Origin of the sequence: Streptomyces olivaceus (assembly GCF_000721235.1) — a bacterium.
Classification (GTDB): Bacteria; Actinomycetota; Actinomycetes; order Streptomycetales; family Streptomycetaceae; genus Streptomyces; species Streptomyces olivaceus.
This window is the reverse complement of record NZ_JOFH01000023.1, coordinates 74,274-98,913: the sequence shown is the minus strand read 5'-3', so window position 1 is coordinate 98,913 and position 24,640 is coordinate 74,274. Positions and strand designations below refer to the sequence as shown.

Genomic DNA, 24,640 nt, shown 5'->3' with positions numbered 1-24,640 from the left:
CCGCACCACCGCAGTCACCCCGTCCGAGTCAGACGACGCGCGCCGCCCCCGCGAAGGGCATCTCGTCGACCGGGGCCACCCGGACCGGTGCCGACGGGTTCGGGGCGTGGATCATCTTGCCGTCGCCGACGTAGATGCCGACGTGGCTGATGCCCGAGTAGAAGAAGACCAGGTCGCCGGGGAGGAGTTCGGACCGGCCGACGCGACGGCCCGCGTCGATCTGGGCGTAGGTGGTGCGGGGCAGGGAGACACCGGCGGCGCGGTAGGCGGCCTGGGTGAGGCCCGAGCAGTCGAAGGCGTTCGGACCCGTCGCGCCCCATACGTAGGGGCTGCCGAGCTTCTGGTGGGCGTAGGCGACGGCCGCCGCCGCGCGGGAGTGGGGGGCCTGGGCGGAGGCCGGCAGTCCCTCCCTGGGGCCCGCCGCGCGTGAGGCGCGAGCCCCCGTGCCGTCGCCGACGCGGGCGCGTTCCTCGGCGGTCAGCCGGGACAGCTGCCGGCGGGCCGCCTCCAGCTTGCCGGTGACGGTCTCGCGGTGGCGTTGCAGCTCCGCCCGGCGCGAATTCAGCGAGGCCACCTCGACGCGGGCGGCACCGCGCAGTTGCTCGACGTCGCGGAGTTCCTTGCGCACGCGGCCCACGGCGGCCTTCTGCCGGGTGCCCGCGCGCTCGGCGAACGCGGCGCCGTCGAGATACCGGTCCGGATCGGAGGAGAGCGCGAGCTGCACGGCCGGGTCCAGGCCCCCGCTGCGGTACTGCGCCGCCGCGACGGAGCCCAGCGCCTCCCGGGTCGAGTTCAGCCGGTCCTCCTTGCGCGCCGCCTCGTCCCGCAGGTCCTCCAGGCGCCGTTCGGCGGCGTCGGCCTTCTCCTTCGCGCCGTTGTACTTCTCGGTGGCGACCTCGGCCTCCTGGTAGAGCTTGTCCACCGTGGCCTTGACCTGCGCCGCCGTCGGTTGCGGGTCGGCATGCACGGTTCCGCCCAGGCCCGTCGCGGTGGCCGCGCCCGCGAGGGTGATGGTGACGGCCGTACGGGCTCTGCCGCCGCCCGTCGCGCGCTGTCGCGGCCTGCGGTGCGTTCCCACCTGCGATCCACGTCCTTCCGTACGACTCGACTCCGGCCCGTGCCGGGTCGGCTCCGGTCCGCTCCGGCTGCCTGGGGCAGGACGCTAGGCGCGCCGGTAACGGACCGGTGACGGAATGCGCGGAAGTGGCGGTACAGGATCGGAAGGCGACCGTTTGTGACCACCGTCGCGTCCGGCGGCCGTCGTCTTCACGCAGGGTGATGACCGATCTTCGGGACACGGGGGCGGATGGGGGACCTGAGCTGCTACGGGGCCCCGGGGAAGGGCGGGGCGGGCCGGTGTCCGGGCGCCCGCGGGTGCTCATTAGGCTCCGGCCCCATGGACGTACTCATCCACATGTTCGTCGGTCTGCACATCATCGGTATCGCCGCGCTCCTCGGCGGTTTCCTGACCCAGATGAAGGCGACGGGCCAGGGCGCCGCGCGGTTCACGCCCGCGATGCTGCACGGCGCGCTGACGATGCTGGTCACCGGTGCCGTCCTGGTCGGCCTCAACCAGGCCCAGGACCACCCCGTCGACAACGTGAAGATCGGCGTGAAGCTCGCCGTCCTGGTCGTGGTCCTCGGACTGGTCTACGTGAAGCGCGACGCCGAGAAGGTGGAGAAGCCGCTGTTCGGCCTGGTGGGCCTGCTGACCGTCGTGAACGTCTTCATCGCGGTGCTGTGGACCTGAGCCCGGGGGCGCCCCCGGCCGCGGACCGCAGCCCGGCCCGGGCCGCGACGACCGCTCCCGCCGCGACCGCCAGCCACCCGGCCACCGCGATCCACAGCAGCGCCCGGCCGGGCGTCTCCAGCCAGGGCGCGTCGAGGACGGTCGCAGCGGAGAGCGTCGCCGCCGCCGTCATGCCGAGAGGGAAGACGGTCGACCAGCGGCGCACGTCGTAGCGCAGACGGGGCCACACGATCTCGGCGGCCAGGAGTACCGCGTACCATGCCAGGCCCAGGGCGAGGAGGAAGACGGTCAGGTCGTGCAGGACGGCCTGGTCGTCGGCGTTCCACAGGTACATGCCCGTCCCGGCCGCCGCCAGCAGTTCGGCGCCGGCGAGGGCGGAGACGGCGAGCGCACCGCCCGCCACCCAGTGGTCGCCGCGGCCCCGGGCCACCTGCCGCAGATCGAAGCGGAACAGCGCGATCAGGTAGAGCACGATCCCCAGCCAGAACGGCACCAGGGCCGCGTGCGCCAGCCAGGCCGTCGAGGTGGCCGCGGCCAGCGTGGCGCCGAGCACGGCGAGCCCTTCCGTGGCCACGCACCCCAGGAACACCGCCCCGGGCATTCTGCGCCCCCAGCGCCGTACCACCAGCACCAGCAGTCCCGGCCACAGCAGCGCGGCCGACGTCAGCAGCACCGCCGCGAGCGGTGTCCAGCCGAGCAGGGTGAAGCGGGTGCCGAGGACGGTCGTCGCGGCGACCGCGGTCAGCGCGCCCGGTGTGCCCGCCCGTGTCGTCCACCGGGTCCGCTCGGCCGGCAGCAGGTGGACGAAGTTCGCCGCCAGTGTCACCCACGCGGCGCACGCCAGGACCAGGGCGGTCCGGGACAGGGACTCGTGACCGGTCAGGTGCAGGGCGACCGACACGATGCCGGTCGCCATGACCGCGGCCCCGGCCGCCGGTGGACGCTGCGCCCACCAGGCGCGCAAGGGGGAGGGGGAGCTACCGGACGACATGCCCCGATGCTAGAGAGCGGGGCCCGTCAGGCCGGGCGCACCACGCTGTGGATCGACGACTCGCCGTCGTAGAAGATCGACTCCTCGCGGACGTACGCGCCCGGCTTCGGGGCGTGGACCATCTTGCCGTCGCCGACGTAGAGGCCGACGTGGCTGATGTCGTCGTAGAAGAAGACCAGGTCACCGGGTTGGGCCTGGGAGACGGAGACGGTCGTGCCGGCGTTGACCTGGTCGTAGGTGGTACGCGGCAGTGTCACCCCGGCGGCCTTCCAGGCGGCCTGGGTCAGGCCCGAGCAGTCGTAGGAGCCGGGACCGGTGGCGCCCCAGACGTACGGCTTGCCGATCTGGGCCTGGGCGAAGGCGAGCGCCTTCTGGGCCTGGGTGCCGTTCGAGGAACCCGGCGTCGACGACTCGGACGAACCGGAGGAGGAACCGCTTCCCTGCTGCTGGGCGGCCTCCTCCTGCCGCTTGCGCTCCGCCTCCTCCGCCGCCTGCTGCTTCGCCAGCTCGGCGGCCTTGCGGGCGGCTTCCTTCTGCTTCTTCTTCTCGATCGCCGCGAGCCGGGCCTTCTCCTCGGCGGTCAGCTCGGAAAGCAGCTCCCGCGCGGTGGCGAGTTTCTTCTGGACGGTCGACTTGGCCGTCTTCAGGTCGTTCTGCGAGTCGGTGAGCGTATCGAGGCCCGCGGTGGCCTCCTGGCGCTTCTTCATCGTCTCGGACTGCTGGGTGACGTAGTCGTCGACCGCGGTCTTCTGACGACCGGTGAGGCGGTTCATCAGCTGGTTCTGGTCGAAGTAGTCCTGCGGGGAGTCCGCGAGCAGCAGGGTCGCGGTCTCGGGGACCGACGCGCCCGTGCGGTACTGGGCGGAGGCGAAGGAACCCAGCTCCGTGCGCGCGTCGTTGAGCTTCTGGGTGCGCTTGGCGACGTCGTCGAGGAGGGTGTCGACCTTCTTGCGCTGTTTGGAGGTCTTCTCCTTGGCCGCGTTGTACTTCTCGGTCGCCGATCCGGCCTGGCGGTACAGGTCGTCGACCTTCTTCTCGACCTCTTCGAGACTCGGCCGGTCGTCCGACGGCGCGGCGTTGGCCGTCTGGGACAGCAGGGCGACGGAGGTGAGGGCCGCCGTGGCGAGGGCGGGGGTCCGTATGCCTGCGACGCGGGTGCCGGTGGAGCGCGACTTGCGGTGCGACGCCAAGGAGGCGACTCCTTCCAGTGCTCCGCCTACCGGGTTAGCTGTCGGGTTCGGGCGGTGTTGCGCGGAAGGGTTGCCCTACGGCGGACCGTCCTCGGGGAGGGCGGTGCGGCCGATTCACCCCAATGTCTCGGTTGGGTCCCCGGCTCCGGGTGCCGTGCGGGCACACCGGACTAAGCGGAGGCCGCACGGCCCGGCGAGGTTCGCCGGAGGGGGTCGAGCGGCCTGCCCGCACCGTAGCCAACCCGTGTGGCCGCTGTGAAGGTTGGTGGGTGATATGCCCGATACATTTTCGTGACCTTTCGTGGGTGTGCCGCACTTCGGGCAGGAGTGTCACTCTTCGTGGTCCGGCCTGTCGCAGGGCGTGCCCGGTCCCGGAGTGCCGGGCATTTTCCGGGGTGGCACCGGGTTGTCGGTGGGGCGCCCTAGACTCGGAGAGCGATGAGCAGCCTCTTTGACGACAACTTCCTGGCGAGCCTCCAGACCCCCCGTGGTCACGAGGAGGAACCCCCGCCTCCGCCCGAGGACGATCACGGACCGGAGCAGGTCCCGCACGATCTGTTCGCCGGGAAGTTCGACGCGCCGCCGGACCGGGACACCCACTACCGGGACGGTGCGCCGCGCCCGGTCCTGGACCCGGCCGCCCTGCTGGACGGGCTGAACGAGAACCAGCGCGCCGCCGTCGTCCACTCCGGCTCCCCGCTGCTCATCGTGGCCGGAGCCGGCTCCGGCAAGACCCGCGTGCTCACCCACCGCATCGCCCACCTGCTGGCCGAGCGGAGCGTCCACCCGGGCCAGATCCTCGCCATCACCTTCACCAACAAGGCCGCGGGCGAGATGAAGGAGCGCGTCGAGCAGCTCGTCGGCCCGCGCGCGAACGCGATGTGGGTGATGACCTTCCACAGCGCGTGCGTGCGCATCCTGCGCCGCGAGTCCAAGAAGCTGGGCTTCACGTCGTCGTTCTCCATCTACGACGCCGCCGACTCGAAGCGCCTGATGACGCTGGTCTGCCGCGACCTGGACCTGGATCCCAAGCGCTTCCCGCCGAAGTCCTTCAGCGCCAAGATCAGCAACCTGAAGAACGAGCTGATCGACGAGGAGGACTTCGCCGCACAGGCGGCCGACGGGTTCGAGAAGAGCGTCGCCCAGGCGTACGCCCTCTACCAGTCGCGGCTGCGCGAGGCCAACGCCCTCGACTTCGACGACCTGATCATGACGACGGTCAACCTGCTCCGCGCCTTCCCGGACGTCGCCGAGCACTACCGCCGACGCTTCCGGCACGTCCTGGTCGACGAGTACCAGGACACCAACCACGCCCAGTACGCCCTGGTGCGCGAGCTGGTCGGCATCCCCTCGGAGCACGCGGTTGACGTGCCGCCCGAGGCCGAGGTACCGCCCGCCGAGCTGTGCGTGGTGGGTGACGCCGACCAGTCGATCTACGCCTTCCGCGGCGCCACCATCCGCAACATCCTCCAGTTCGAGGAGGACTACCCGGACGCCACGACGATCCTCCTCGAGCAGAACTACCGCTCCACCCAGACCATCCTCAGCGCGGCCAACGCGGTCATCGAGCGCAACGAGTCCCGCCGCCCCAAGAACCTCTGGACCCAGCAGGGCAACGGCGCGCAGATCACCGGGTACGTCGCCGACACCGAGCACGACGAGGCCCAGTTCGTCGCCGAAGAGATAGACCGCCTCACCGACGCGGGCGAGGCGAAGGCCGGCGACGTCGCCGTCTTCTACCGCACGAACGCCCAGTCCCGTGTCTTCGAAGAGATCTTCATCCGCGTCGGCCTGCCCTACAAGGTCGTCGGAGGCGTCCGCTTCTACGAGCGCAAGGAGGTCCGGGACGTCCTGGCCTACCTGCGGGTGCTGGCCAACCCGGAGGACTCCGTGCCGATGCGCCGGATCCTCAACGTCCCCAAGCGGGGCATCGGCGACCGTGCCGAGGCGATGATCGACGCCCTCGCCCAGCGCGAGAAGATCAGCTTCTCGCAGGCGCTGAGGCGCGTCGACGAGGCGTACGGGATGGCCGCGCGCTCGGCGAACGCCGTCAAGCGGTTCAACACGCTCATGGAGGACCTGCGGACCGTCGTGGAGTCCGGTGCCGGACCGGCCACCGTCCTGGAGGCCATCCTCGAACGCACCGGCTACCTGGCCGAGCTGCAGTCCTCCACCGACCCCCAGGACGAGACCCGCATCGAGAACCTCCAGGAACTCGCGGCCGTCGCCCTGGAGTTCGAGCAGGAGCGTGCGGAGGGCGACGAGGGCGGCACCCTGTCCGACTTCCTGGAGCGGGTCGCGCTGGTCGCCGACTCCGACCAGATCCCCGACGAAGAGGACGGCGACGGTGTCGTCACCCTGATGACCCTGCACACCGCCAAGGGCCTGGAGTTCCCGGTCGTCTTCCTCACGGGCATGGAGGACGGCGTCTTCCCGCACATGCGCGCCCTCGGCCAGTCCAAGGAACTGGAGGAGGAGCGGCGCCTGGCGTACGTCGGGATCACGCGCGCCCGGGAGCGGCTCTACCTCACCAGGGCCACCCTGCGCAGCGCCTGGGGCCAGCCGTCGTACAACCCGCCCTCCCGTTTCCTGGAGGAGATCCCGGCGCCCCACCTGGAGTGGAAGCGCACCGGGGCGAACGGGCCCGCGCCCTCCGCGCCGGTCTCGGGGGTGGCCGCCTCGCTGTCCTCGTCCCGCTCCCGCTCGTCGGCTTCGGGCGCGTCCGGCTTCGCCACGCGCAGGTCGGCCTCCGCCGACCAGCCCACGGTCTCGCTGGCGGTCGGCGACCGCGTCACGCACGACCAGTTCGGCCTCGGCACGGTGGTCGGCGTCAAGGGCACGGGCGCGAACGCCGAGGCGACGGTCGACTTCGGGGACCCCAAGCCGAAGCGGCTGCTGCTGCGGTACGCGCCGGTGGAGAAGCTCTGAGTGTCCGGCCGGTCCGCTGAAGGGTCAGGGTCTCACTGCGGGTTGAGTCCGTGGCTGCGCAGCCAGGAGAGCGGGTCGATCGCCGATCCGCCCGCGGGGCGCACCTCGAAGTGCAGGTGCGGGCCGGTCGAGTTGCCCGAGTTGCCGGAGAAGGCGATCGCGTCACCGGCCTTCACCGTCGTACCGGAAGGGACCTGGTAGCTGGAGAGGTGGCAGTACCACGTCTCCGTGCCGTCCTTCGCGGTCAGGATGAGCATGTTCCCGTACGCGCTGTTGTACTGCGTACGCACGGTCCCGTCGGTCACGGCCATCACCTTCGTCCCGTACGACACGGGGAAGTCGATGCCGCTGTGCACGGACATCCAGTTGATGCCGGCCTGCCCGTAGTACGCGCTGAGTCCGTGCTGGGCGACCGGGAGCGCGAACTTGGGACGCAGCCGCTCCTTGCGGGCCGCCTCCTCCGCCGCCCGCCTCTTCTCGGCCGCCTGCTGGGCCTTGAGGTCGATGCGCTCCTGCGTCCGGCTGGCCCGGTCGGCGAAGTCGTCGGCGCCGGCGGCGAGGCTCGTGAGCTGGGTGTCCAGCTTGTTGTTGGCGGCGGACGGTTTGACCGGCGCGGCCTCGGCCTCGCCCGGGTCCGCGGCGGCCGCCGTCGTCTCCACGCCGTCGTCGCCGGTCAGGCTGCCCACGGAGGCGGCGGCGATGCCCGCGACGCTCATCACGCAGGCCGACGGTACGGCGATGGTCAGCAGGGCGGAGCGCTTGGCGGGCTGGCGGCGGCGGGAGCCCGACCCGCCGCGTGAGCCGGTGCGGGCCGTGGGGACTCGGGTGGTGGTGGCGGGGGTGGCAGGGGTGGCAGGGGTGGTCTCTTCCTGGTCGTCCAGGAGTGGCATCACGGTGGGGAGTTCACCGGTGGCGGCCGGCTCGCCGCCTTCCGGGCCGGGCTCCTCGTGGCCGTGCGGGGTGTCGAGGGCGGCGTCCGCCGCTGAGTGCTCCGCGAAGTCCGCTGCGGTCGCGTCCGGGTTCCACTGAGTGGCGTCGTAGGCGCCGGTGTCCACCGTGCCGTCGCCGTAGGCACCGGAGTTGAAGGTGCCGGTGGCGAAGGTGCTGGTGTCGGCGGTGCCGGTGGCGAAGGCGCTCGTGTCGAACGCGCCGGTCTCGAAGGAAGCGTTTCCGACCGCGCCGGTGGTGAAGGTGCCGGTCTCGAAGGTCTGGGTGCCCCAGTCCCACTGCTGGGTTCCGTCGACCGGGTCGCCGGACTGGTCCGGGTGCGCCCAGGCGCCGGTGTCCCACTGCCCGGTGGCCCCGGCGTCCGCGGCCTGCGGCGGCATGGCGGCGGCCTGCTGGTAACCGGCCGTCCACGTCGTCGTGTCGTAGGCGCCGGTGTCGTAGGCGGTGTGGTGCTGGGCCGCGTACGCGTCGTAGTTCAGGACCTGCCCGCTGCCGGTGGACCACTGGGTGGCGTCGCACGCGCCCGTGGTGCCGTACGAACCGGTGACGTCGTAGGTGCCGGTGGTGTCGCCCGGCATACTGCCGAAAAGGGGGTCCGTGTCGAAGGCGGCCGTGGTGCCGGCGCCGGTGGAGTAACCGGTGGTGTCGTAACCGGAGTACGTGGTGAAATTCCCGTACTGGGCCTCCTGTGCGCCGTACGACGCGTACTGCGCCGAAGCGGCTTCGGAAGCCGGAGCCGGGGTGGTTGCGGTCCCCGACGGGTGAGGGTCGTTCACCAACTTCTCTTTCGCCTCGACAACAGGGGCTGCCAGAGCAGTGCGGCGACTGTACCCGGCGGTATACGGGCACGACAATCTTCGTCAGGTTTCGCTGTCGAAGGAAACGGGCAATCGGCCGTGTTTTGGCGGTCGGCGGGCAAGGCTTTGGCTTTGTGTTCGAGATTCGTTCGAATCTGAACGGGTTGTGCCGGGGTCAGGCGACCGTCAGACCGCCGGAGTGTTCGCCCGTTTCCGACCCGATGGTGTCGAGTGCCTGCCTGATGCCCGTGGCCACGGTGGGGTGCACGGGCAGCGCGAGATGGCCGACGCCGCTCACCCGGACGTTCTCCACGGTCAGGTCGGCGTGGTCCAGGCAGGCCGTCTCCAGCGGGTCCATCACCTGGTCGAGGTCGCTCCAGAAGCTGACGAACCGCGTGCGGCAGCCGGGCGCGGGCTGGGCCAGTTCCTCGAGCACCGCCGACCCCGGACGCATCTGGCGGACGATGGGGTGCGCGTTGGCCAGCGGAATCACCCGCGTGCCGGAGTGCGGGGTGCCGAGCGTCACGAGGGTGCGCACCCGTGCGTCTCCGCCGAGGCGCTGGACGTAGTACCGCCCGATCAGTCCGCCCAGGCTGTGCCCGACCACATCCACCCGCTCGCTGCCCGTGCGCTCGCAGATCTCCTCGATGTGCCGGCCGAGCAGCTCGGCGGCGGTGCGGATGTCGCAGGTCAGAGGGGAGTGGTTCAGTGACTCGACCTGGTGCCTGCCGTGCTGGGCCAGACTGCGCCGCAGGAACAGGAAGACCGAGCGGTTGTCGATGAAGCCGTGCAGCAGTACGACCGGGGGGTTCTCGGGGGTCGGGAGCCTGGGCGCGGGAGGCGCGTGGCGTGCGGCCTCGGGGTCCGCCGGCGCGTGGGGGGCCGCCGCTCGGCGCTCCTGGATGATGCCGGAGGGGTAGAGCAGGAGATGCCCGGCGAGGATCGCGGCCTCCAGCGCGCTCGCCTTCAGCAGGTTCAGGGAGAGGCCCGTGAGCCGTCCGGGGAGGCTCGCGAGTTCCGGCAGTCCCGGTACGGCGGGCAGTCCGGGTAGTCCGGACAGTCCGGGGAGCGCGGAAACCCCCGGAAGCCCAGGAAGCCCGGGAAGCTCGGGAAGCAGACGCTGACAGAGCGGGAGCAGGGGCAGTGCTGCCGTGGTGACCTTCATGGGCCGACCTCCTGTCGGCACGCGCAGGGACGCCTCTGTCCCCCGTGTGCCCTTAATCCCCCGTGTGCCCTTGTTGGAGAGCCGTGACACCAGTGGTGGGTGAGGTTTGCGAGGTTTGGCCGGACGGGTGCGTCCTGCGTCGGCGATGCCGTCGTCGTCCGCCGCTGCCTTGTCCCGCCTCGCCGCGGCTCTCCTGCGCGTTTCGATCACCGCGCCCCGAGCCGGGGGCGGCGAACGTGTCCCACCGTGTGATTTCCCCCTCTGTATCCACCGCGAAACTGTCGGCTGCGGGATGCTGGGGATAACGTTCGTTCACTTCGTCGGACCCGGTGGTGCGGGGCTTCGCGTCCGTGGGAGCGCACGCTCCGCGCACTTCGCGTACTTGGCGCACTTGGGCGGCGTGTGTCGATATGGATGCCGTGCCCGTGTGTACGGCATCGGTGAAGTGTGCGGTACTTGTCCGTACGGTTGGATGTAGTCGCTTCATGGAGGCAGTGATGGGTGTGGCAGCCGGTCCGATCCGCGTGGTGGTGGCCAAGCCGGGGCTCGACGGCCACGATCGCGGGGCCAAGGTGATCGCGCGTGCGCTGCGCGACGCCGGTATGGAGGTCATCTACACCGGGCTTCACCAGACACCGGAGCAGGTGGTGGACACGGCGATCCAGGAGGACGCCGACGCGATCGGACTGTCCATCCTCTCCGGTGCGCACAACACGCTCTTCGCCGCCGTGATCGAGCTGCTCCGTGAGCGGGACGCGGCCGACATCCTGGTCTTCGGAGGCGGCATCATCCCCGAGGCGGACATCGCCCCGCTGAAGGAGAAGGGCGTCGCGGAGATCTTCACCCCCGGAGCGACCACGGCGTCGATCGTGGACTGGGTCCGGGCCAACGTCCAGGAGCACGCGCAGGCGTAGCCGTCGCGACCCGAGCCGCCCCGGTGCCGCCGGGGCACACTTGCTACTCTTCCCGTCCTCCCTCCAGTTCCCCGGCCATCGCCGCCCGCAGCCGCAGGGTCGTCACGAGCCGTTGGAACGCCTCCGCCCAGTAACTTCCGGCTCCCGGCGACGCGTTCTCAGGCTCGTCGGGTGTCGCCAGCAGCGCGTCGAGGCGGCCCGCCTCCGCCGGGTCGAGGCAGCGCTCGGCCAGGCCCATGACACCGCTGAAACTCCACGGATAACTTCCGGCGTCCCGGGCGATGTCGAGCGCGTCGACCACGGCCCGCCCCAGCGGCACCGCCCAGGGCACCCCGCACATGCCGAGCAGCTGGAACGCCTCGGACAGACCGTGTGTCGCGATGAACCCGGCGACCCAGGCGGCCCGTTCCTCCGCGTCCAGCGTGCCGAGCAGTTTCGCCCGCTCGGCCAGGGACACCGCCCCCGGACCGCCGGCCTCGGGGGCCGTGGGCGCTCCCAGCAGCGCCCTCGCCCACGCGCCGTCGCCCTGCCGCACCGCCGCCCGGCACCACGCCGCGTGCAGCTCGCCACCCCAGCCGTCCGACACGGGCAGGGCGACGATCTCCTCGGGACCGCGACCGCCGAGCCGCGCCGACCAGGTCCGGAGCGGAGCGGCCTCCACCAGCTGACCGAACCACCACGACCGTTCTCCCCGCCCCGCCGGGGGGCTGGACACCACCCCGTCCCGCTCCATGCCCGCATCGCACTCGTGGGGCGCCTCGACGGCGATCGCCGGCGGGACGAGGGCGCGGTCGAGCGACACGCACGTCACGGCCCGTGCCGCCATGCGCCCGGCCAGCGCCGAACCCGGCAGCGCCGACAGCAACTCCGCCGCTGTCGCCCGTACGTTGCGACTGCGGTCGGCCAACGCCTCTTCGAGGAACGGCTCGTCCGCGGCATCCAGCCCCGTGCGCAGCGAGTCGAGGAACATCAGCCGGTCCTCGGCACGCTCCGCCGCCCAGGTCGAGGCCAGCAACTCCCGCGCACCGCCCGCGTTACGGGTCCGCAGAGCCGCAAGGAGCGCGACCCGTTCGGCGAACAGGCCCTCGTCCCAGAGCCGTCGCACCCGCTCCTCGGCATCGGAGCCGGGCGGCACTGGTCCCACGCCCGGCATGGCACGCAGCGCGAACCGCCAGTCCGGATTCAACCGGGCCAGCCAGACGGCACGCGGCCCGGCGAACGCCAGCACCGCCGGCCGCAGGTCCGTACGCCCCCGGGCCGCGTCCAGCAGTGCCGGGAGGGCCTCCGGAGGGGCCGCGAAACCACGGGCGTTGGCCGTCGCCAGCCACTGGGGCAGCAACTCCATCAGATCGGGCGCGCCGCCCCGGCGCCCGCCGGCCGCCGGACCGGGGCGGTCGGCGAGCAGCATGGTGAGCCGGTGGGCGGCGGCGGCCGGGAGCGCGGGGCGGGGATCCCCGGGAGCGGGGTCCGGGCGTCGCGCGGCCCGGGCCGGCCGCAGCCCGGCCCGACGGCGGACGGTCTCGGCGGCGGCCGCGTCCAGCAGCGCCTCCGGCGCCCCCGGACCGTGTCCGCTTCCGGGCGGCGTGCGCCGGTCCGTCCCGAGCAGGGCCGAGGTGACGAGTGCCTCCCAGACGGCTGGGGCGGCGGCTGCAGAGCCGCCGGGCGGAAGGGCGTCCACCCTGGTCATACGGTTCCCCTCTGATCTCCTGGATCCCTGGTCGTCCTCAAGTCCCCTCGGGCTCTTGCGTGGTCGGGCGCGCCCCGTGCGGCGCGGGTCAGCACAGCGGTACCGCCGGGCCCGGTCCGGTCGGCCAGGCCGTCAGCGGAGTGAAGCCGCGGTGACCGCACTCCCCGAAGACCGTCACGGGGGCGCCGCCCGACAGGGCGACCAGGCGCCACAGGCCGGGCCGGTTCCCGGTCGCCGGGGTGAGCGGCAGCGCCGTGTCCGAGTCGGCGTCCGCCAGTTGCCAAGCGTCGCCGTCCGGTACCGGGACCACCCGCTCCAGTGCCACCGGCACCGATTCCAGCCACGGGTCCTCGCGGAGCGTCTCGCCGTAGTCGGCGGCGGCCCGGGCGGCCGTCACCCCGCGCGGGCGTGTCCGGGCGGGTGCGGGCGGTCCGAACCGGCGGCCCAGGGCTCCGCGCCGCCGACCGGTGTCCGGGTACGCCGACACCTCCGCGTCCAGGGCGAGTCCCACGGGCAGTGCCGGCTCCAGGGGCCGACCGCCCGCGCCGTAGGAGAGGAGCAGCACGGCGCGCTCCTCCTCCGCTCCGTACAGCCAGGTGCGGCGGGTCGTCAGCCGCGCGTCCGCCGTGTCGTACCGAGCGACGACCAGCCAGCGGTCCCGCACCGGAGAGCCGTCCGCCGACGTCGGCAGACCCACCCGGGAACGGACCGTCGCGGCCAGCGCGTCCGGCAGCCGCTCGCGGTGGAGCCAGCCCCGGCCGAGCAGGTGCAGCAGGGCGCACTCCTCCAGCAGCCGGACCGGCCAGCCGGGACCCGACGACGGTATGGCCCCCAGCTCCCGCACCCGAAGGGCCAGTCCGGGCGCCTGGGCGTCGACCATGCGGGCCGCCGTCTCCTCCCACAGCGCGTACCCCGGCTGTTCCGCGCCCGCCAGGCCGCCGCGCAGCAGGTCCGTCAGCCGTTGCTCCAGATCCGTCACGCCCGCGGTGATCCGCCCCGCCCGCTGCTCCGCACGGCGTCGTGCCGCCTCCGGGTCGCCGGTACCGGCCGCGCCGTGCGGGCCGGCCGCCGGCCCCTTCCTCTCCCGCCCCGCGCCCGCGCGCCGCTCGACGGGCCAGGGCCGCGTCCAGGCCGGTGCCTCGGCCTCCGGCACCGCCCCGGCCCCGCCCGCCCAGAGCAACAGCAGTCCCAGCGCGTGCTTGCACGGGAGCTTGCGGCTGGAGCAGTCGCACCGGAACGCGGGCCCGGTCCCGTCCGCGACCGTGACGACCGTCCGGTACGGCTCGCTGCCGCTTCCCTCGCACAGTCCCCACACCGTCCCCCCGTCGGAACTCCCCACCCCGGACCAGGGGCCGGCCGCGCCGAGCCTGCTCCCCGCCTCGCGCGACGCCGCGTCCGGCGCCAGCGTCAGCACCTGCTCCACGGTCCAGCGCACCCCCTGCTGAGTCATGCCATCGAAGGTAGGACCCGCCACTGACAACGGGCCGACGGCGAGCGTTTTCGCTGGTCAGAGCGATTGTCAGTGGCGTGGTGCACGGTGGATGACAGATCGAACCGGCCGAGCTGGAGGGGGAATCAGCCATGCCTGTGTCCGTGGAGCCGACGACCGCACCTTCGACGCCCGCCGAAGTGCTGCGGCCGCACGCCGAGGACGCGTTCGGGGCCGAACTGGCGGCGCTGGCCGTGCAGGACGACCGGCCGCGTCCGGCCCGCTGGAGGCTGTCGCCGTGGGCCGTCGCCACCTACCTGCTCGGGGGTGCCCTGCCCGACGGCACGGTGATCACACCGAAGTACGTGGGCCCGCGGCGCGTCGTCGAGGTCGCCGTCAGCACGCTCGCCACCGACCGCGCCCTGCTCCTTCTCGGTGTGCCGGGCACCGCGAAGACGTGGGTGTCCGAGCATCTCGCCGCGGCCGTCAGTGGGGACTCCACCCTGCTGGTCCAGGGGACGGCCGGCACCCCGGAGGAAGCCATCCGCTACGGGTGGAACTACGCGCAGCTCCTCGCCCGCGGTCCCAGCCGCGAGGCCCTCGTGCCCAGCCCGGTCATGCGGGCCATGGCGGAGGGGATGACCGCACGGGTGGAGGAGCTGACCCGCATCCCGGCCGACGTCCAGGACACCCTCATCACCGTCCTGTCGGAGAAGACCCTGCCGATACCGGAGCTGGGCCAGGAGGTGCAGGCGGTGGGCGGCTTCAATCTCATCGCCACCGCCAACGACCGCGACCGCGGGGTCAACGAGCTCTCCAGCGCCCTGCGGCGCCGCTTCAACACCGTGGTGCTGCCGCTGCCCGAGAGCGCCGAGGCGGAGGTCGAGATCGTCACGCGCCGTGTCGACCAGATCGGCCGGTCCCTCGACCTGCCGCCGGTGCCCGTCGGCGTCGACGAGATCCGCCGGGTCGTCACCGTTTTCCGGGAGTTGCGCGACGGGCTGACGAGTGACGGGCGCACGAAGGTGAAGTCGCCCAGCGGAACGCTGTCGACGGCCGAGGCCATCTCGGTCGTCACCGGCGGACTCGCGCTGTCCGCCCACTTCGGCGACGGGGTGCTGCGGCCCGGCGACGTCGCCGCTGGCGTGCTCGGCGCCGTCGTTCGTGATCCGGCCACCGACCGGGTCGTCTGGCAGGAGTACCTGGAGACGGTGGTCCGGGAGCGCGAGGGCTGGCAGGACTTCTATCGGGCCTGCCGGGAGATCAGCGCGTGAACGGCGCAGGGGCGGGGGCGGCGGCAGCGGCAGGTACGGGAACCGCCACAGGCACAGGCAGAGGCAGAGGCACCGGATCTGGCACGGGGAGAGGGACGGGGACGGGGATGCGAACACGGAACGGGGCGGAGGCAGCGGTGATCGGTTATGCGGGCAACGGTTATGCGGTGATCGGTTCTGTGGGGGACGACGGGGACTCGACGTGGAGCCGGAAGCGGTGGAGCCGCGGACGAGGGGGACGGCGTGCCGGGCACTGACACCGCCGGGAGCGGCGGCCCGGACCGCGCCGGAGACCAGCGGGGCGCCGCCGGGTTCGACGGTGGGCCCCTGCTTCTGGGGGTGCGTCATCACGGTCCGGGGTCGGCCCGGGCCGTGCGGGCGGCGCTGGAGGCGGCCCGCCCCGGGGTCGTGCTGATCGAAGGGCCGCCCGAGGCCGACGCGTTGATTCCGCTGGCCGCGGACCCGGACATGCGCCCGCCGGTGGCACTGCTCGCCCACGCCGTGGACGAGCCGGGCCGCTCGGCCTTCTGGCCGATGGCCGAGTTCTCCCCGGAGTGGGTGGCGGTCCGCTGGGCCCTCGCACACGACGTACCGGCCCGTTTCATCGACCTCCCGGCCGCGCACACGCTGGCCTGGGGGACGGCGGACACGCCGGCCTCGGCCTCGGGGGAGGAGGAGCTGGGGCCGGGGCAGCGGGAGGCGACCGGTGCCGTCTCCTCCGACGTGCGGGGTGATCCGCTCGCCGCCCTCGCCGCGGCCGCGGGCCACGACGATCCCGAGCGCTGGTGGGAGGACGTCGTCGAGCACCGGGGCGCCGGTGACGGAGACGCACTCGCGCCGTTCACCGCGCTGGAGGAGGCCATGGCGGCACTGCGGGAGACGGGGGAGGAGGACGAGCGGGACCTCGTGCGGGAGGCCCATATGCGGCTCCAGGTGCGGGCGGCCCGGCGGGAGTTCGACCAGCGGGTGGCCGTGGTGTGCGGGGCGTGGCACGTGCCCGCCCTGCGGCGCAGGGCCGCCGTCGCGGCCGACCGGGCGCTGCTGAGGGGACTGCCACGGACCAAGGTGGACACGACCTGGGTGCCCTGGACCCATCGCAGGCTCTCCCGGGCGGGCGGGTACGGCGCCGGCATCGAGTCACCGGGCTGGTACGGGCACCTGTTCGCCGCCGTCGACCGTCCCGTCGAGCGCTGGCTCACCAAGGTGGCCGGGTTGCTGCGGGCGGAGGACCGGATCGTCTCCCCGGCGCATGTCATCGAGGCGGCGCGGCTGGCCGAGACCCTGGCGGTACTGCGCGGGCGCCCGCTGCCCGGACTGGGCGAGACGACGGACGCCGTACGGGCGGTGATGTGCGACGGCTCGGACGTTCCGCTGGCGCTGGTCCACGACCGCCTGGTGGTGGGGGACGTGCTGGGGGCGGTTCCCGAGCGGGCGCCCGCCGTGCCGCTGCAGCGGGACCTGGCCCGGCTCCAGCGGCGGCTGCGGCTCGCACCGCAGGCGGCGGAACGCGAGCTCGAACTCGACCTGCGCAAGGAGACCGACGCCGGGCGCAGCAGACTGCTGCACCGGCTGCGTCTGCTCGGCGTCGGCTGGGGCGAGCCGGCCGCCTCGCGGGGCAGTACGGGGACGTTCCGGGAGACGTGGCGGCTGCGCTGGGAGCCGGAACTGTCGGTGCGGGTCGCCGAGGCCGGCGTGTGGGGCACGACCGTGCTCACCGCGGCGACCGCCAGGGCCGAGGCGGACGCGGTGACCGCCAGGGAACTCGCCGAGGTCACGGCACTCGCCGAACGCTGCCTGCTGGCCGAACTGCCGGACGCCTTGCCGCCGGTGATGCGGATACTCGCCGACCGCGCGGCGCTCGACACGGACGTCGGCCACCTGGCACAGGCGCTGCCGGCCCTGGTCCGCTCCCTGCGGTACGGCGACGTGCGCGGCACCGGCACCCGGGCGCTGTCCGAGGTCGCTGCGGGCCTCGCCGAGCGCGTCTTCGTCGGCCTGCCCGCCGCCTGCGCCGCCCTGGACGCCGACGCGGCCGACGAGATGCGCTCTCACGTGGACGCCGTGCACGGAGCGGTCGGCCTGCTCGCCGACGTGGGCACCGGTGCCGACGCCCACGGCGACCTGCGGTCGCGCTGGCGGACCGTGCTGCGGATCCTCTCCGGGCGGGACACCGTGCCCGGCGTCGTCCGGGGGCGCGCCGTACGGCTGCTGCTCGACGACGGGGAGTTGGCACCGGCCGCGGCGGCGCGGCTCATGGGCCTGGCACTGTCCCGGGGGACGCCGCCGCAGGACGCGGCGGCGTGGATCGAGGGCTTCGTCGGAGGCGGCTCGGGCGGCGGCATGCTCCTGCTCCACGACGAGCGGCTGCTCGCCCTGGTCGACGCGTGGCTGACCGGCGTCCCGGCGGAGTCCTTCAGGGACGTACTCCCGCTGCTGCGACGCACCTTCTCGGCCTACGAGTCCGGGGTGCGCCGCGGCCTGGGCGAACTGGTCCGGCGGGGGCCGGAGGCGCGGGGGAGCGTGACGACGGCCGGGGCCGGCATACCGGGTTTCGCGGCCGGCCTCGACACCGGGCGGGCCGACGCCGTACTGCCGGTGGTCCGGCTGCTCCTGGGCCGGGGCGATGCCGGGGAGGACGGCGCGGGCCGGGCCGACGCCGGGCACGGTCGCGGGAGCCGGGGCGATGCCGGGGAGGACCGGGCGGGGCGGGGCGATGCGGCGGGCTGCGGGGAAGCGGGCGCAGCGGCGCGGGGCGGGGGAGCGCAGGGCGGGGCGCGGCGGTTGGGTGAGGCGGTCTGTGCCGCCGGCGTCGGGACGGGCACGGAGCGCGGGCGTCGCGGGCGCCCCGGGCCCGGGGCAGGGGAGGACGACCTCGTGGGGGTGGACGGATGACGGCCGGGGTGACGGAGAGCGGCGCCGCTCAGGAACGGCTGCGGCGGTGGCGGCTGGTGCTCGGCGGCGATGAGGCCGACGGCACCGGGCACACGCTCACCGGGCAGGACGCCGCGATGGACGGAGCCCTCACCACGCTGTACGGAAAGAGGGCGCCGAGGGCGGGGCGGGACCGTTCGGCGGGGCTCGGGGCCTCCGCCCCGGCCGTGGCGCGGTGGCTGGGGGACATCCGCAGCTACTTCCCCTCCTCCGTCGTGCAGGTCATGCAGCGGGACGCGATCGACCGGCTCGGTCTCGCCACGCTGCTGCTGGAGCCGGAGATGCTGGAGGCGGTGGAGGCCGACGTGCACCTGGTCGGCACCCTGCTCTCCCTCAACAAGGCGATGCCGGACACGACGAAGGAGACGGCACGGGTCGTCGTACGCAGGGTCGTGGAGGATCTCGAGCGACGGCTCGCGACCCGCACCCGGGCCACCCTGACCGGCGCGCTGGACCGCGGCGCACGTGTCCGCAGGCCCCGTCACCAGGACATCGACTGGAACCGTACGATCGCGGCCAACCTCAAGCACTACCTGCCCGAGCAGCGCACCCTCGTGCCGGAGCGGCTCGTCGGGCACGGGCGCGCGTCCCGGTCCGTGCGCAAGGAAGTCGTCCTGTGCGTGGACCAGTCGGCTTCGATGGCGGCGTCCGTCGTGTACGCGTCGGTGTTCGGTGCGGTGCTGGCGTCCATGCGGTCGATCGACACCCGCCTCGTCGTCTTCGACACGGCGGTCGTCGACCTCACCGACCGGCTGGCCGACCCGGTCGACGTGCTCTTCGGCACCCAACTCGGCGGTGGCACGGACATCAACCGCGCGCTCGCCCACTGCCAGTCGCGGATCACCCGGCCCACGGAGACCGTCGTCGTGCTGATCAGCGACCTGTACGAGGGAGGCGCGAGGAACGGCATGCTCAAGCGGGTCGCGGCCATGCAGGCGGCAGGGGTGCGGTTCGTGACGCTGCTGGCCCTGTCCGACGAGGGAGCACCCGCGTACGACCGGGAACACGCGGCGGCACTGGAGGCGCTCGGCGCACCGGCGTTCGCCTGCACGCCCGACCTCTTCCCGGAGGTGATGGCGGCGGCGATCGAGAGGCGCCCCCTGCCGATACCGGACGCCGGGTGACGAAGCGGCGGGTGGCGGGGCGGCGGGTGGCGGGGCGTCAGGTGGTGATTTGTCGACAGTTGTGACCTGATTCCTGTCGGAAAGACGGACATGGGCCCCCGTCGGCGACGGCGGGGCTTGCGTTACCCGCCGAGTTCCGTGCGAGGATCGCGCGTCATCGATGTCGACGCGTTGTCCGACACGTGAGCCGGTACGCGATTCGACGCACACTGCGACACACGCATCGGTCCGCCGTACGGGAGGCCTTCCCACCGTGACCTGGTCAGCAGCACTGCCCGGTGCCGCCCTGCGCGTGATGCGCACGGCGGCCGGGCGGCGTGCGCTGCGCCTGGCGCTGCTGATGGGCGGGTTGTTCGTGCTCGGGGTGCTCTGCGCGACCCGGGCACAGGCCGCCGACGGTGCGCCGTCCCTCGGAGACGCGGTCGGCAGGGTCGCGACAGCTTCGGCCGGGAGTGATCCGGCCGGGGGAGGCCGGGGCGCCGAAGAGGCTCCGGCCGTTCGTGGTGACGGCTCCGGCGCGGTGCCGCCGGACCTCCGTCCGGTCACGGCGGATGTCGTGCGGTCCGCGACGGACCGGGTCGCGAGGCCGGTCCGTGACACGGTGGAGACGGCCGTCGGCAAGGTGCGGGCGACGGCACGGGACGTGCTGTCGACGCTTCCGTCCGCCGCCCCGGTGCCTCCCCCGGCCTCCCCGCTCCCGTCGCTCCCGTCGCCGTCGTTGCCCTCGCTGTCCGTGCCGCCGGTATCCGTACTCCCGGATCTCTCCGGGGTCGGCGGCCCGTCCGGGGCGTCGGACCAGCGGGGCGCGACCGGCCGCTCCGAGCGTCCGGCGCCGGACAGACCGGACTCCGGTCCTGCCGCCGGAGAGGCCGACCGGCAGGGCGGCTCGCCCGACGCATCAAGCGTCGACGTCCCTGGGGCCGCCGCGACCGCGGCCCGCTACGGCCCCGCTTCCGGTGCCGGCGGGGAGCTGCTCCCGGACGCTCACACCAGCGGCACCGGCACCGGCAGAGCGGGGCCGACGGCCGCCGCGGAGGCAGAGGCTCCCGGGACGCACGGCGACCCCGACGGTTCGCTCGGTACCGCCTCGGGCGCCGACCACGGAGTGCCGCGTCACGGCGACGCGCACGCGGTCACGCCGTACCACCGGATCCCCTTGCGGCTCGTCGCCGCCGTCCTGGTGCGGGCCGACGAGGGCGGCACCCGGGATCCGTACCGGGACATCCCGGTCTCGCCCGCGTAGGTGCGCGACGGAGTGCGGCGCAGTCGCCCCGCTCCTTTGATTCCCCTGATTCTCCGCCCGCTCCCCACTCGCTCCTCCGCCGCTCGCATGCCCTGTGACCCCGGCGGATGGCACCGCCCCCTCAGGACGGTGCGCTCGTGCACGCCGTCACCCCGGGCCCGTACTCGCACCCGGCATCCAGTGCGACGCCCGGCGGCACCGCGACATCCGCGCTCCGCCCCGGAGGTCGCGGCAGGTCTCCGCGGAGCGGCAGCGCCGGACGGACGGCCGAAAGCCGTCGGCCCTCCTCCGGGCGAAACTCCGCGGACAGGCCGGCTGGTCCCCATTGGGGTGGGGACCAACCGCGCCAAGCCCCCAGGAGGTCCGCAATCCAGCGCACCCCCCGGGGCACCCGGACCTCACCGGGCCAACCCCAGCCCGGTGAGGTCCTCCACCACCCCCGGCCGCCGCCCCCTACGGCGCGCCTCGCGTCGCCCACCGCGAGTCCGGTGCGGCCCCATGGCCGGTCCCTCGCGAACGGCACGCCGTGCCAGTGAGCGAGGCATCATGTGACAGGTATCACCGCTCAGGTGTGACCCGCGATTTAGAGACCCCCCACGTCCGGCGATAACCTGCGAGACGGACATGCCGCGCGCTCGGACACCGTGTGCGCCCCCCTTGTGACTCACGGCGGACGTCACGTTGCCCTTCGCGGCACGCCCACGCATCCAACGAACCGCGAGATCACTGATAGGGACGGAAGCGCGTGGACCTGTTCGAGTACCAGGCGAGGGACCTCTTCGCCAAGCACGATGTACCGGTGCTGGCCGGTGAAGTCATCGACACGCCTGAGGCGGCGCGCGCGATCACCGAGGGTCTGGGCGGCAAGTCCGTCGTCAAGGCTCAGGTGAAGGTCGGTGGCCGCGGCAAGGCCGGCGGCGTGAAGCTCGCCGCTTCGGCGGACGAGGCCGTCGCCCGCGCGACGGACATCCTCGGTATGGACATCAAGGGCCACACGGTCCACAAGGTGATGATCGCCGAGACCGCGCCCGAGATCGTCGAGGAGTACTACGTCTCCTTCCTCCTCGACCGTGCCAACCGCACCTTCCTCTCCATCGCCTCCGTCGAGGGCGGCATGGAGATCGAGGAGGTGGCGGCCACCCGTCCGGAGGCCGTCGCCAAGACCCCGATCGACGCGATCGACGGCGTGACGCCGGAGAAGGCGCGCGAGATCGTCGAGGCGGCGAAGTTCCCGGCCGAGGTCGCCGACCAGGTCGTGAACGTCCTGGTCAAGCTGTGGGACACCTTCATCAAGGAGGACGCCCTCCTGGTCGAGGTCAACCCGCTGGCCAAGGTCGTCTCCGGCGACGTCATCGCCCTGGACGGCAAGGTGTCGCTGGACGACAACGCCGAGTTCCGTCACCCCGACTTCGAGGCCCTCCACGACAAGGCCGCGGCCAACCCGCTCGAGGCCGCCGCCAAGGAGAAGAACCTCAACTACGTCAAGCTCGACGGCGAGGTCGGCATCATCGGCAACGGCGCGGGTCTCGTCATGAGCACCCTGGACGTCGTCGCGTACGCCGGTGAGGCGCACGGCAACGTCAAGCCCGCCAACTTCCTGGACATCGGTGGCGGCGCCTCCGCCCAGGTCATGGCGAACGGCCTGGAGATCATCCTCGGCGACCCGGACGTCCGCTCCGTGTTCGTCAACGTCTTCGGCGGCATCACCGCCTGCGACGAGGTCGCCAACGGCATCGTCCAGGCGCTGAAGCTCCTGGAGGACCGCGGCGAGAAGGTCGAGAAGCCGCTCGTCGTCCGTCTCGACGGCAACAACGCCGAGCTGGGCCGCAAGATCCTCACCGACGCCGACCACCCGCTGGTCCAGCGCGTCGACACCATGGACGGCGCGGCCGACAAGGCCGCCGAGCTGGCTCACGCCGCCGCCAAGTAAGCACTCAGGACGAGGACACCAACACACCATGGCTATCTGGCTCAACAAGGACAGCAAGGTCATCGTCCAGGGCATGACCGGCGCCACCGGCATGAAGCACACCAAGCTCATGCTCGGTGACGGCACCGAGGTCGTGGGCGGCGTGAACCCGCGCAAGGCGGGCACCTCCGTGGACTTCGACGGCAACGAGGTACCGGTCTTCGGCACCGTCAAGGAGGCCATCGAGAAGACCGGCGCCAACGTCTCCGTCATCTTCGTGCCGGAGAAGTTCACCAAGGACGCCGTCGTCGAGGCCATCGACGCCGAGATCCCGCTGGCCGTCGTGATCACCGAGGGCATCGCGGTGCACGACTCCGCCGCCTTCTGGTCGTACGCCGGCAAGAAGGGCAACAAGACCCGGATCATCGGCCCGAACTGCCCCGGCATCATCACCCCGGGCCAGTCCAACGTCGGCATCATCCCGGGCGACATCACCAAGCCGGGCCGTATCGGCCTGGTCTCGAAGTCCGGCACGCTGACGTACCAGATGATGTACGAACTGCGTGACATCGGCTTCTCGACCGCCGTCGGCATCGGTGGCGACCCGATCATCGGCACCACGCACATCGACGCGCTCGCCGCGTTCGAGGCCGACCCCGAGACCGACCTGATCGTCATGATCGGCGAGATCGGCGGCGACGCCGAGGAGCGTGCGGCGGAGTACATCGCGAAGAACGTGACCAAGCCGGTCGTCGGCTACGTCGCGGGCTTCACCGCGCCCGAGGGCAAGACCATGGGCCACGCCGGCGCCATCGTCTCCGGTTCGTCCGGCACCGCCCAGGCGAAGAAGGAGGCCCTGGAGGCCGCCGGCGTCAAGGTCGGCAAGACGCCGACCGAGACGGCCAAGCTCGCCCGCGCCGTCCTGGCCGGCTGACCCGGCCCCACCGGCCGAGCGCCTGTTCCGCACCGAGTGGCCCGCCCCCTTCCCGGGGAGCGGGCCACTCGGCGTATACCGGCCCATGGTCGTCCGGTGGATCGTTCACAAGCCAGCCGTGGGCCCTCCGTGGGTCAGCGGTGGGCCAGCCGTGGGTCATTCGAGGCGCGGCTCCAGCCGTTCGGGCCCGTCCTGCAACCGGTCGCGCAGCTTCTGCCGCAGCTCCCGCTCCGCCTCCGACAGCGAGCCGGGCGCCACCCGCGGCGGCACCCCGCGCACCGCCACTCCCGGGGACACGGCCGGTTCGTAGTGGGTCGGCGCGGTGCGCACCGTCAGCGCCGTGGCGCCGATCAGGGCGACGGTGAAGGCGATCGCGGCCCGGGTCCGGAACCGCGCCCGGCGTTCGCCGCCCTTGCGCACCCCGGTCGGCTTGGCCGCCCACAGCCGCTCGGCCGACGCCAGCTCGGTCAGCCGCTGGTGCAGTACCCGCGAGTCGGCCAGCGCGGGCAGCCGCCCGGCGACGGTCTCGCGGGCGTGCAGCAGCCGGTTCGCGGCCGCCGGAGTGCTCGCCTCCGTCTCCGCTGCCGTCTCGGGCAGGTCCAGGCCCACCCCGTCGTACAGCACCAGGGTGCGGCGGTGCTGCGGCCCCAGTCTGAGCAGCGCGTTCAGCAGCGTGCGGTCGCCGGGGTCCGCGGGCGGCGGTTCGGGCTGCCGGTGACGCGGGCGGAAGCGCTGCCAGGGGGAGAGCGCGAACTCGTACGCCGTCGCCCGCACCCAGCCCACCGGGTCCCGGTCGCGCGCCACCTCGGGCCAGCGCTCCCAGGCGGTCTGGAAGGCGCGCTCCACCGACTCGCGGGCCAACTCGCGACGGCCGGTCAGCAGGTAGGCCTGCCGTACGAGGGCGGGGGCGCTGAACTCGTACAGGGCGTCGAACGCCTGGGCGGGCGTCAGGACGGGGTGCTCGGGGGCCGGTTCTGGTACCGGTTCCGGCTCCGATCCCGACTCCGGTTCCAGCCCCGACCCCGGTTCCGGCTCCGATCCCTTCTCAGGCCCTGACACCGGGTCCGACACCGGGTCCGACACCGGGTCCGACGCTGTGTCTGACGCCGGGCCTGACACCGGCTCAAGCACCGGTGTCGGTGCCGGCTCGGGAGGCGGGGTCGACCGTGTGCCCCGTGCCGCGTCCTCCTCGGCCAGGGTCTTGAGCAGCCTCGCGTACGCCTCCCGTTTGCGGCCGCGTGGGGCCGTGCGACCGCTCTCCCACGCACGGATCGTCGCTCGGGTGACGTTCACCCGGGTCGCGAGCTGAGTCTGCGTCAACGCGGCGGCCTCGCGCAGGCGTCGGCGTGCCTTGGGAGGCGGGAGCGGGGTCGCGGGGCTCCGTGTCACAAGACACTCCTTCGTACGAAAAAGTACATAAACATAT

17 protein-coding genes and 1 riboswitch are annotated in these 24,640 nt (G+C 73.0%); of the genes, 9 read left to right on the top strand and 8 right to left on the bottom strand.

The genetic code is table 11. The annotated features are described in order from the left end of the window. Positions 1-28: 28 nt before the first annotated feature. The gene (locus IG94_RS0124910) at positions 29-1,078 is read right to left on the bottom strand and encodes a C40 family peptidase (protein ID WP_031041321.1); all 1,050 of its coding nucleotides are present in this window, start codon (positions 1,076-1,078) and stop codon (positions 29-31) included. Between the two features lie 318 nt (positions 1,079-1,396). Between IG94_RS0124910 and IG94_RS0124905 the strand changes: the two genes are divergently transcribed. Further along, entirely contained in the window at positions 1,397-1,750 is a 354-nt protein-coding gene (locus IG94_RS0124905; RefSeq protein WP_031041318.1) for a membrane protein, read from the top strand. On the opposite strand, the gene IG94_RS0124900 is transcribed toward IG94_RS0124905, so the two are convergent. Both IG94_RS0124900 and IG94_RS0124895 read right to left on the bottom strand, forming a co-directional pair. Then, complete coding sequence (locus IG94_RS0124900) at positions 1,728-2,741, bottom strand: tellurite resistance/C4-dicarboxylate transporter family protein (RefSeq protein ID WP_031041315.1); 1,014 nt, start codon at positions 2,739-2,741, stop codon at positions 1,728-1,730. The genes IG94_RS0124905 and IG94_RS0124900 overlap by 23 nt on opposite strands. A 26-nt stretch (positions 2,742-2,767) precedes the next feature. Beyond that, positions 2,768-3,931, bottom strand: coding sequence for a C40 family peptidase (locus tag IG94_RS0124895; protein ID WP_031041312.1), 1,164 nt, complete (start codon positions 3,929-3,931; stop codon positions 2,768-2,770). Between the two features lie 6 nt (positions 3,932-3,937). Then, positions 3,938-4,118, bottom strand: a riboswitch (cyclic di-AMP (ydaO/yuaA leader). 251 nt (positions 4,119-4,369) lie between these two features. On the opposite strand from IG94_RS0124895, the gene pcrA reads away from it, so the two are divergent. After that, positions 4,370-6,859 carry a DNA helicase PcrA gene (gene pcrA, locus IG94_RS0124890; protein ID WP_031041309.1) on the top strand — a complete coding sequence of 830 codons (2,490 nt, stop codon included), beginning with the start codon at positions 4,370-4,372 and terminating at the stop codon, positions 6,857-6,859. A 32-nt stretch (positions 6,860-6,891) separates the two neighbouring features. On the opposite strand, the gene IG94_RS0124885 is transcribed toward pcrA, so the two are convergent. Next, positions 6,892-8,583 carry a M23 family metallopeptidase gene (locus tag IG94_RS0124885; protein ID WP_031041308.1) on the bottom strand — a complete coding sequence of 564 codons (1,692 nt, stop codon included), beginning with the start codon at positions 8,581-8,583 and terminating at the stop codon, positions 6,892-6,894. A gap of 196 nt (positions 8,584-8,779) precedes the next feature. Beyond that, complete coding sequence (locus IG94_RS0124880) at positions 8,780-9,769, bottom strand: lipase family alpha/beta hydrolase (protein ID WP_031041304.1); 990 nt, start codon at positions 9,767-9,769, stop codon at positions 8,780-8,782. A gap of 497 nt (positions 9,770-10,266) precedes the next feature. On the opposite strand from IG94_RS0124880, the gene icmB reads away from it, so the two are divergent. After that, positions 10,267-10,683 (top strand): coenzyme B12-dependent isobutyryl CoA mutase small subunit, encoded by a 417-nt coding sequence (gene icmB / locus IG94_RS0124875; RefSeq protein ID WP_031041301.1) that lies wholly within the window; start codon positions 10,267-10,269, stop codon positions 10,681-10,683. A gap of 43 nt (positions 10,684-10,726) precedes the next feature. Here icmB and IG94_RS0124870 read toward each other — a convergent pair whose 3' ends face one another. Continuing rightward, positions 10,727-12,370 (bottom strand): DUF5691 domain-containing protein, encoded by a 1,644-nt coding sequence (locus IG94_RS0124870; protein WP_031041299.1) that lies wholly within the window; start codon positions 12,368-12,370, stop codon positions 10,727-10,729. An 88-nt stretch (positions 12,371-12,458) separates the two neighbouring features. Then, on the bottom strand, positions 12,459-13,820 hold the full coding sequence (locus tag IG94_RS0124865; RefSeq protein ID WP_031041296.1) for a hypothetical protein: 1,362 nt from the start codon (positions 13,818-13,820) through the stop codon (positions 12,459-12,461). Between the two features lie 131 nt (positions 13,821-13,951). On the opposite strand from IG94_RS0124865, the gene IG94_RS0124860 reads away from it, so the two are divergent. From IG94_RS0124860 to sucD, 6 genes are all read left to right on the top strand, one after another. Next, positions 13,952-15,073, top strand: a complete 1,122-nt coding sequence (locus tag IG94_RS0124860; RefSeq protein ID WP_031041294.1) for an ATP-binding protein — start codon at positions 13,952-13,954, stop codon at positions 15,071-15,073. Positions 15,074-15,316: 243 nt separating this feature from the next. Next, positions 15,317-17,965, top strand: coding sequence for a DUF5682 family protein (locus tag IG94_RS0124855; protein ID WP_308017082.1), 2,649 nt, complete (start codon positions 15,317-15,319; stop codon positions 17,963-17,965). Continuing rightward, positions 17,962-19,128 carry a vWA domain-containing protein gene (locus tag IG94_RS0124850; RefSeq protein WP_031041289.1) on the top strand — a complete coding sequence of 389 codons (1,167 nt, stop codon included), beginning with the start codon at positions 17,962-17,964 and terminating at the stop codon, positions 19,126-19,128. Before IG94_RS0124855 ends, IG94_RS0124850 begins: the two co-directional genes overlap by 4 nt. A 253-nt stretch (positions 19,129-19,381) precedes the next feature. Next, positions 19,382-20,371 (top strand): hypothetical protein, encoded by a 990-nt coding sequence (locus IG94_RS0124845; protein WP_031041285.1) that lies wholly within the window; start codon positions 19,382-19,384, stop codon positions 20,369-20,371. A gap of 745 nt (positions 20,372-21,116) precedes the next feature. Further along, positions 21,117-22,301: an ADP-forming succinate--CoA ligase subunit beta gene (gene sucC, locus IG94_RS0124840; protein WP_031041283.1), complete on the top strand. Its 1,185-nt coding sequence runs from the start codon at positions 21,117-21,119 to the stop codon at positions 22,299-22,301. 28 nt (positions 22,302-22,329) lie between these two features. Then, complete coding sequence (gene sucD / locus IG94_RS0124835) at positions 22,330-23,214, top strand: succinate--CoA ligase subunit alpha (RefSeq protein ID WP_031041280.1); 885 nt, start codon at positions 22,330-22,332, stop codon at positions 23,212-23,214. A gap of 156 nt (positions 23,215-23,370) precedes the next feature. Here sucD and IG94_RS0124830 read toward each other — a convergent pair whose 3' ends face one another. Continuing rightward, complete coding sequence (locus IG94_RS0124830) at positions 23,371-24,603, bottom strand: helix-turn-helix domain-containing protein (protein WP_031041277.1); 1,233 nt, start codon at positions 24,601-24,603, stop codon at positions 23,371-23,373. Between the last annotated feature and the right edge of the window lie 37 nt (positions 24,604-24,640).

Coding starts and splice junctions, on each gene's coding strand:
- IG94_RS0124865 (WP_031041296.1), bottom strand. CDS start 13,820: ATGACTCAGCAGGGGGTGCGCTGGACCGTGGAGCAGGTGCTGACGCTG.
- IG94_RS0124850 (WP_031041289.1), top strand. CDS start 17,962: ATGACGGCCGGGGTGACGGAGAGCGGCGCCGCTCAGGAACGGCTGCGG.
- IG94_RS0124905 (WP_031041318.1), top strand. CDS start 1,397: ATGGACGTACTCATCCACATGTTCGTCGGTCTGCACATCATCGGTATC.
- icmB (WP_031041301.1), top strand. CDS start 10,267: ATGGGTGTGGCAGCCGGTCCGATCCGCGTGGTGGTGGCCAAGCCGGGG.
- pcrA (WP_031041309.1), top strand. CDS start 4,370: ATGAGCAGCCTCTTTGACGACAACTTCCTGGCGAGCCTCCAGACCCCC.
- sucD (WP_031041280.1), top strand. CDS start 22,330: ATGGCTATCTGGCTCAACAAGGACAGCAAGGTCATCGTCCAGGGCATG.
- IG94_RS0124860 (WP_031041294.1), top strand. CDS start 13,952: ATGCCTGTGTCCGTGGAGCCGACGACCGCACCTTCGACGCCCGCCGAA.
- IG94_RS0124880 (WP_031041304.1), bottom strand. CDS start 9,769: ATGAAGGTCACCACGGCAGCACTGCCCCTGCTCCCGCTCTGTCAGCGT.
- IG94_RS0124900 (WP_031041315.1), bottom strand. CDS start 2,741: ATGTCGTCCGGTAGCTCCCCCTCCCCCTTGCGCGCCTGGTGGGCGCAG.
- IG94_RS0124870 (WP_031041299.1), bottom strand. CDS start 12,370: ATGACCAGGGTGGACGCCCTTCCGCCCGGCGGCTCTGCAGCCGCCGCC.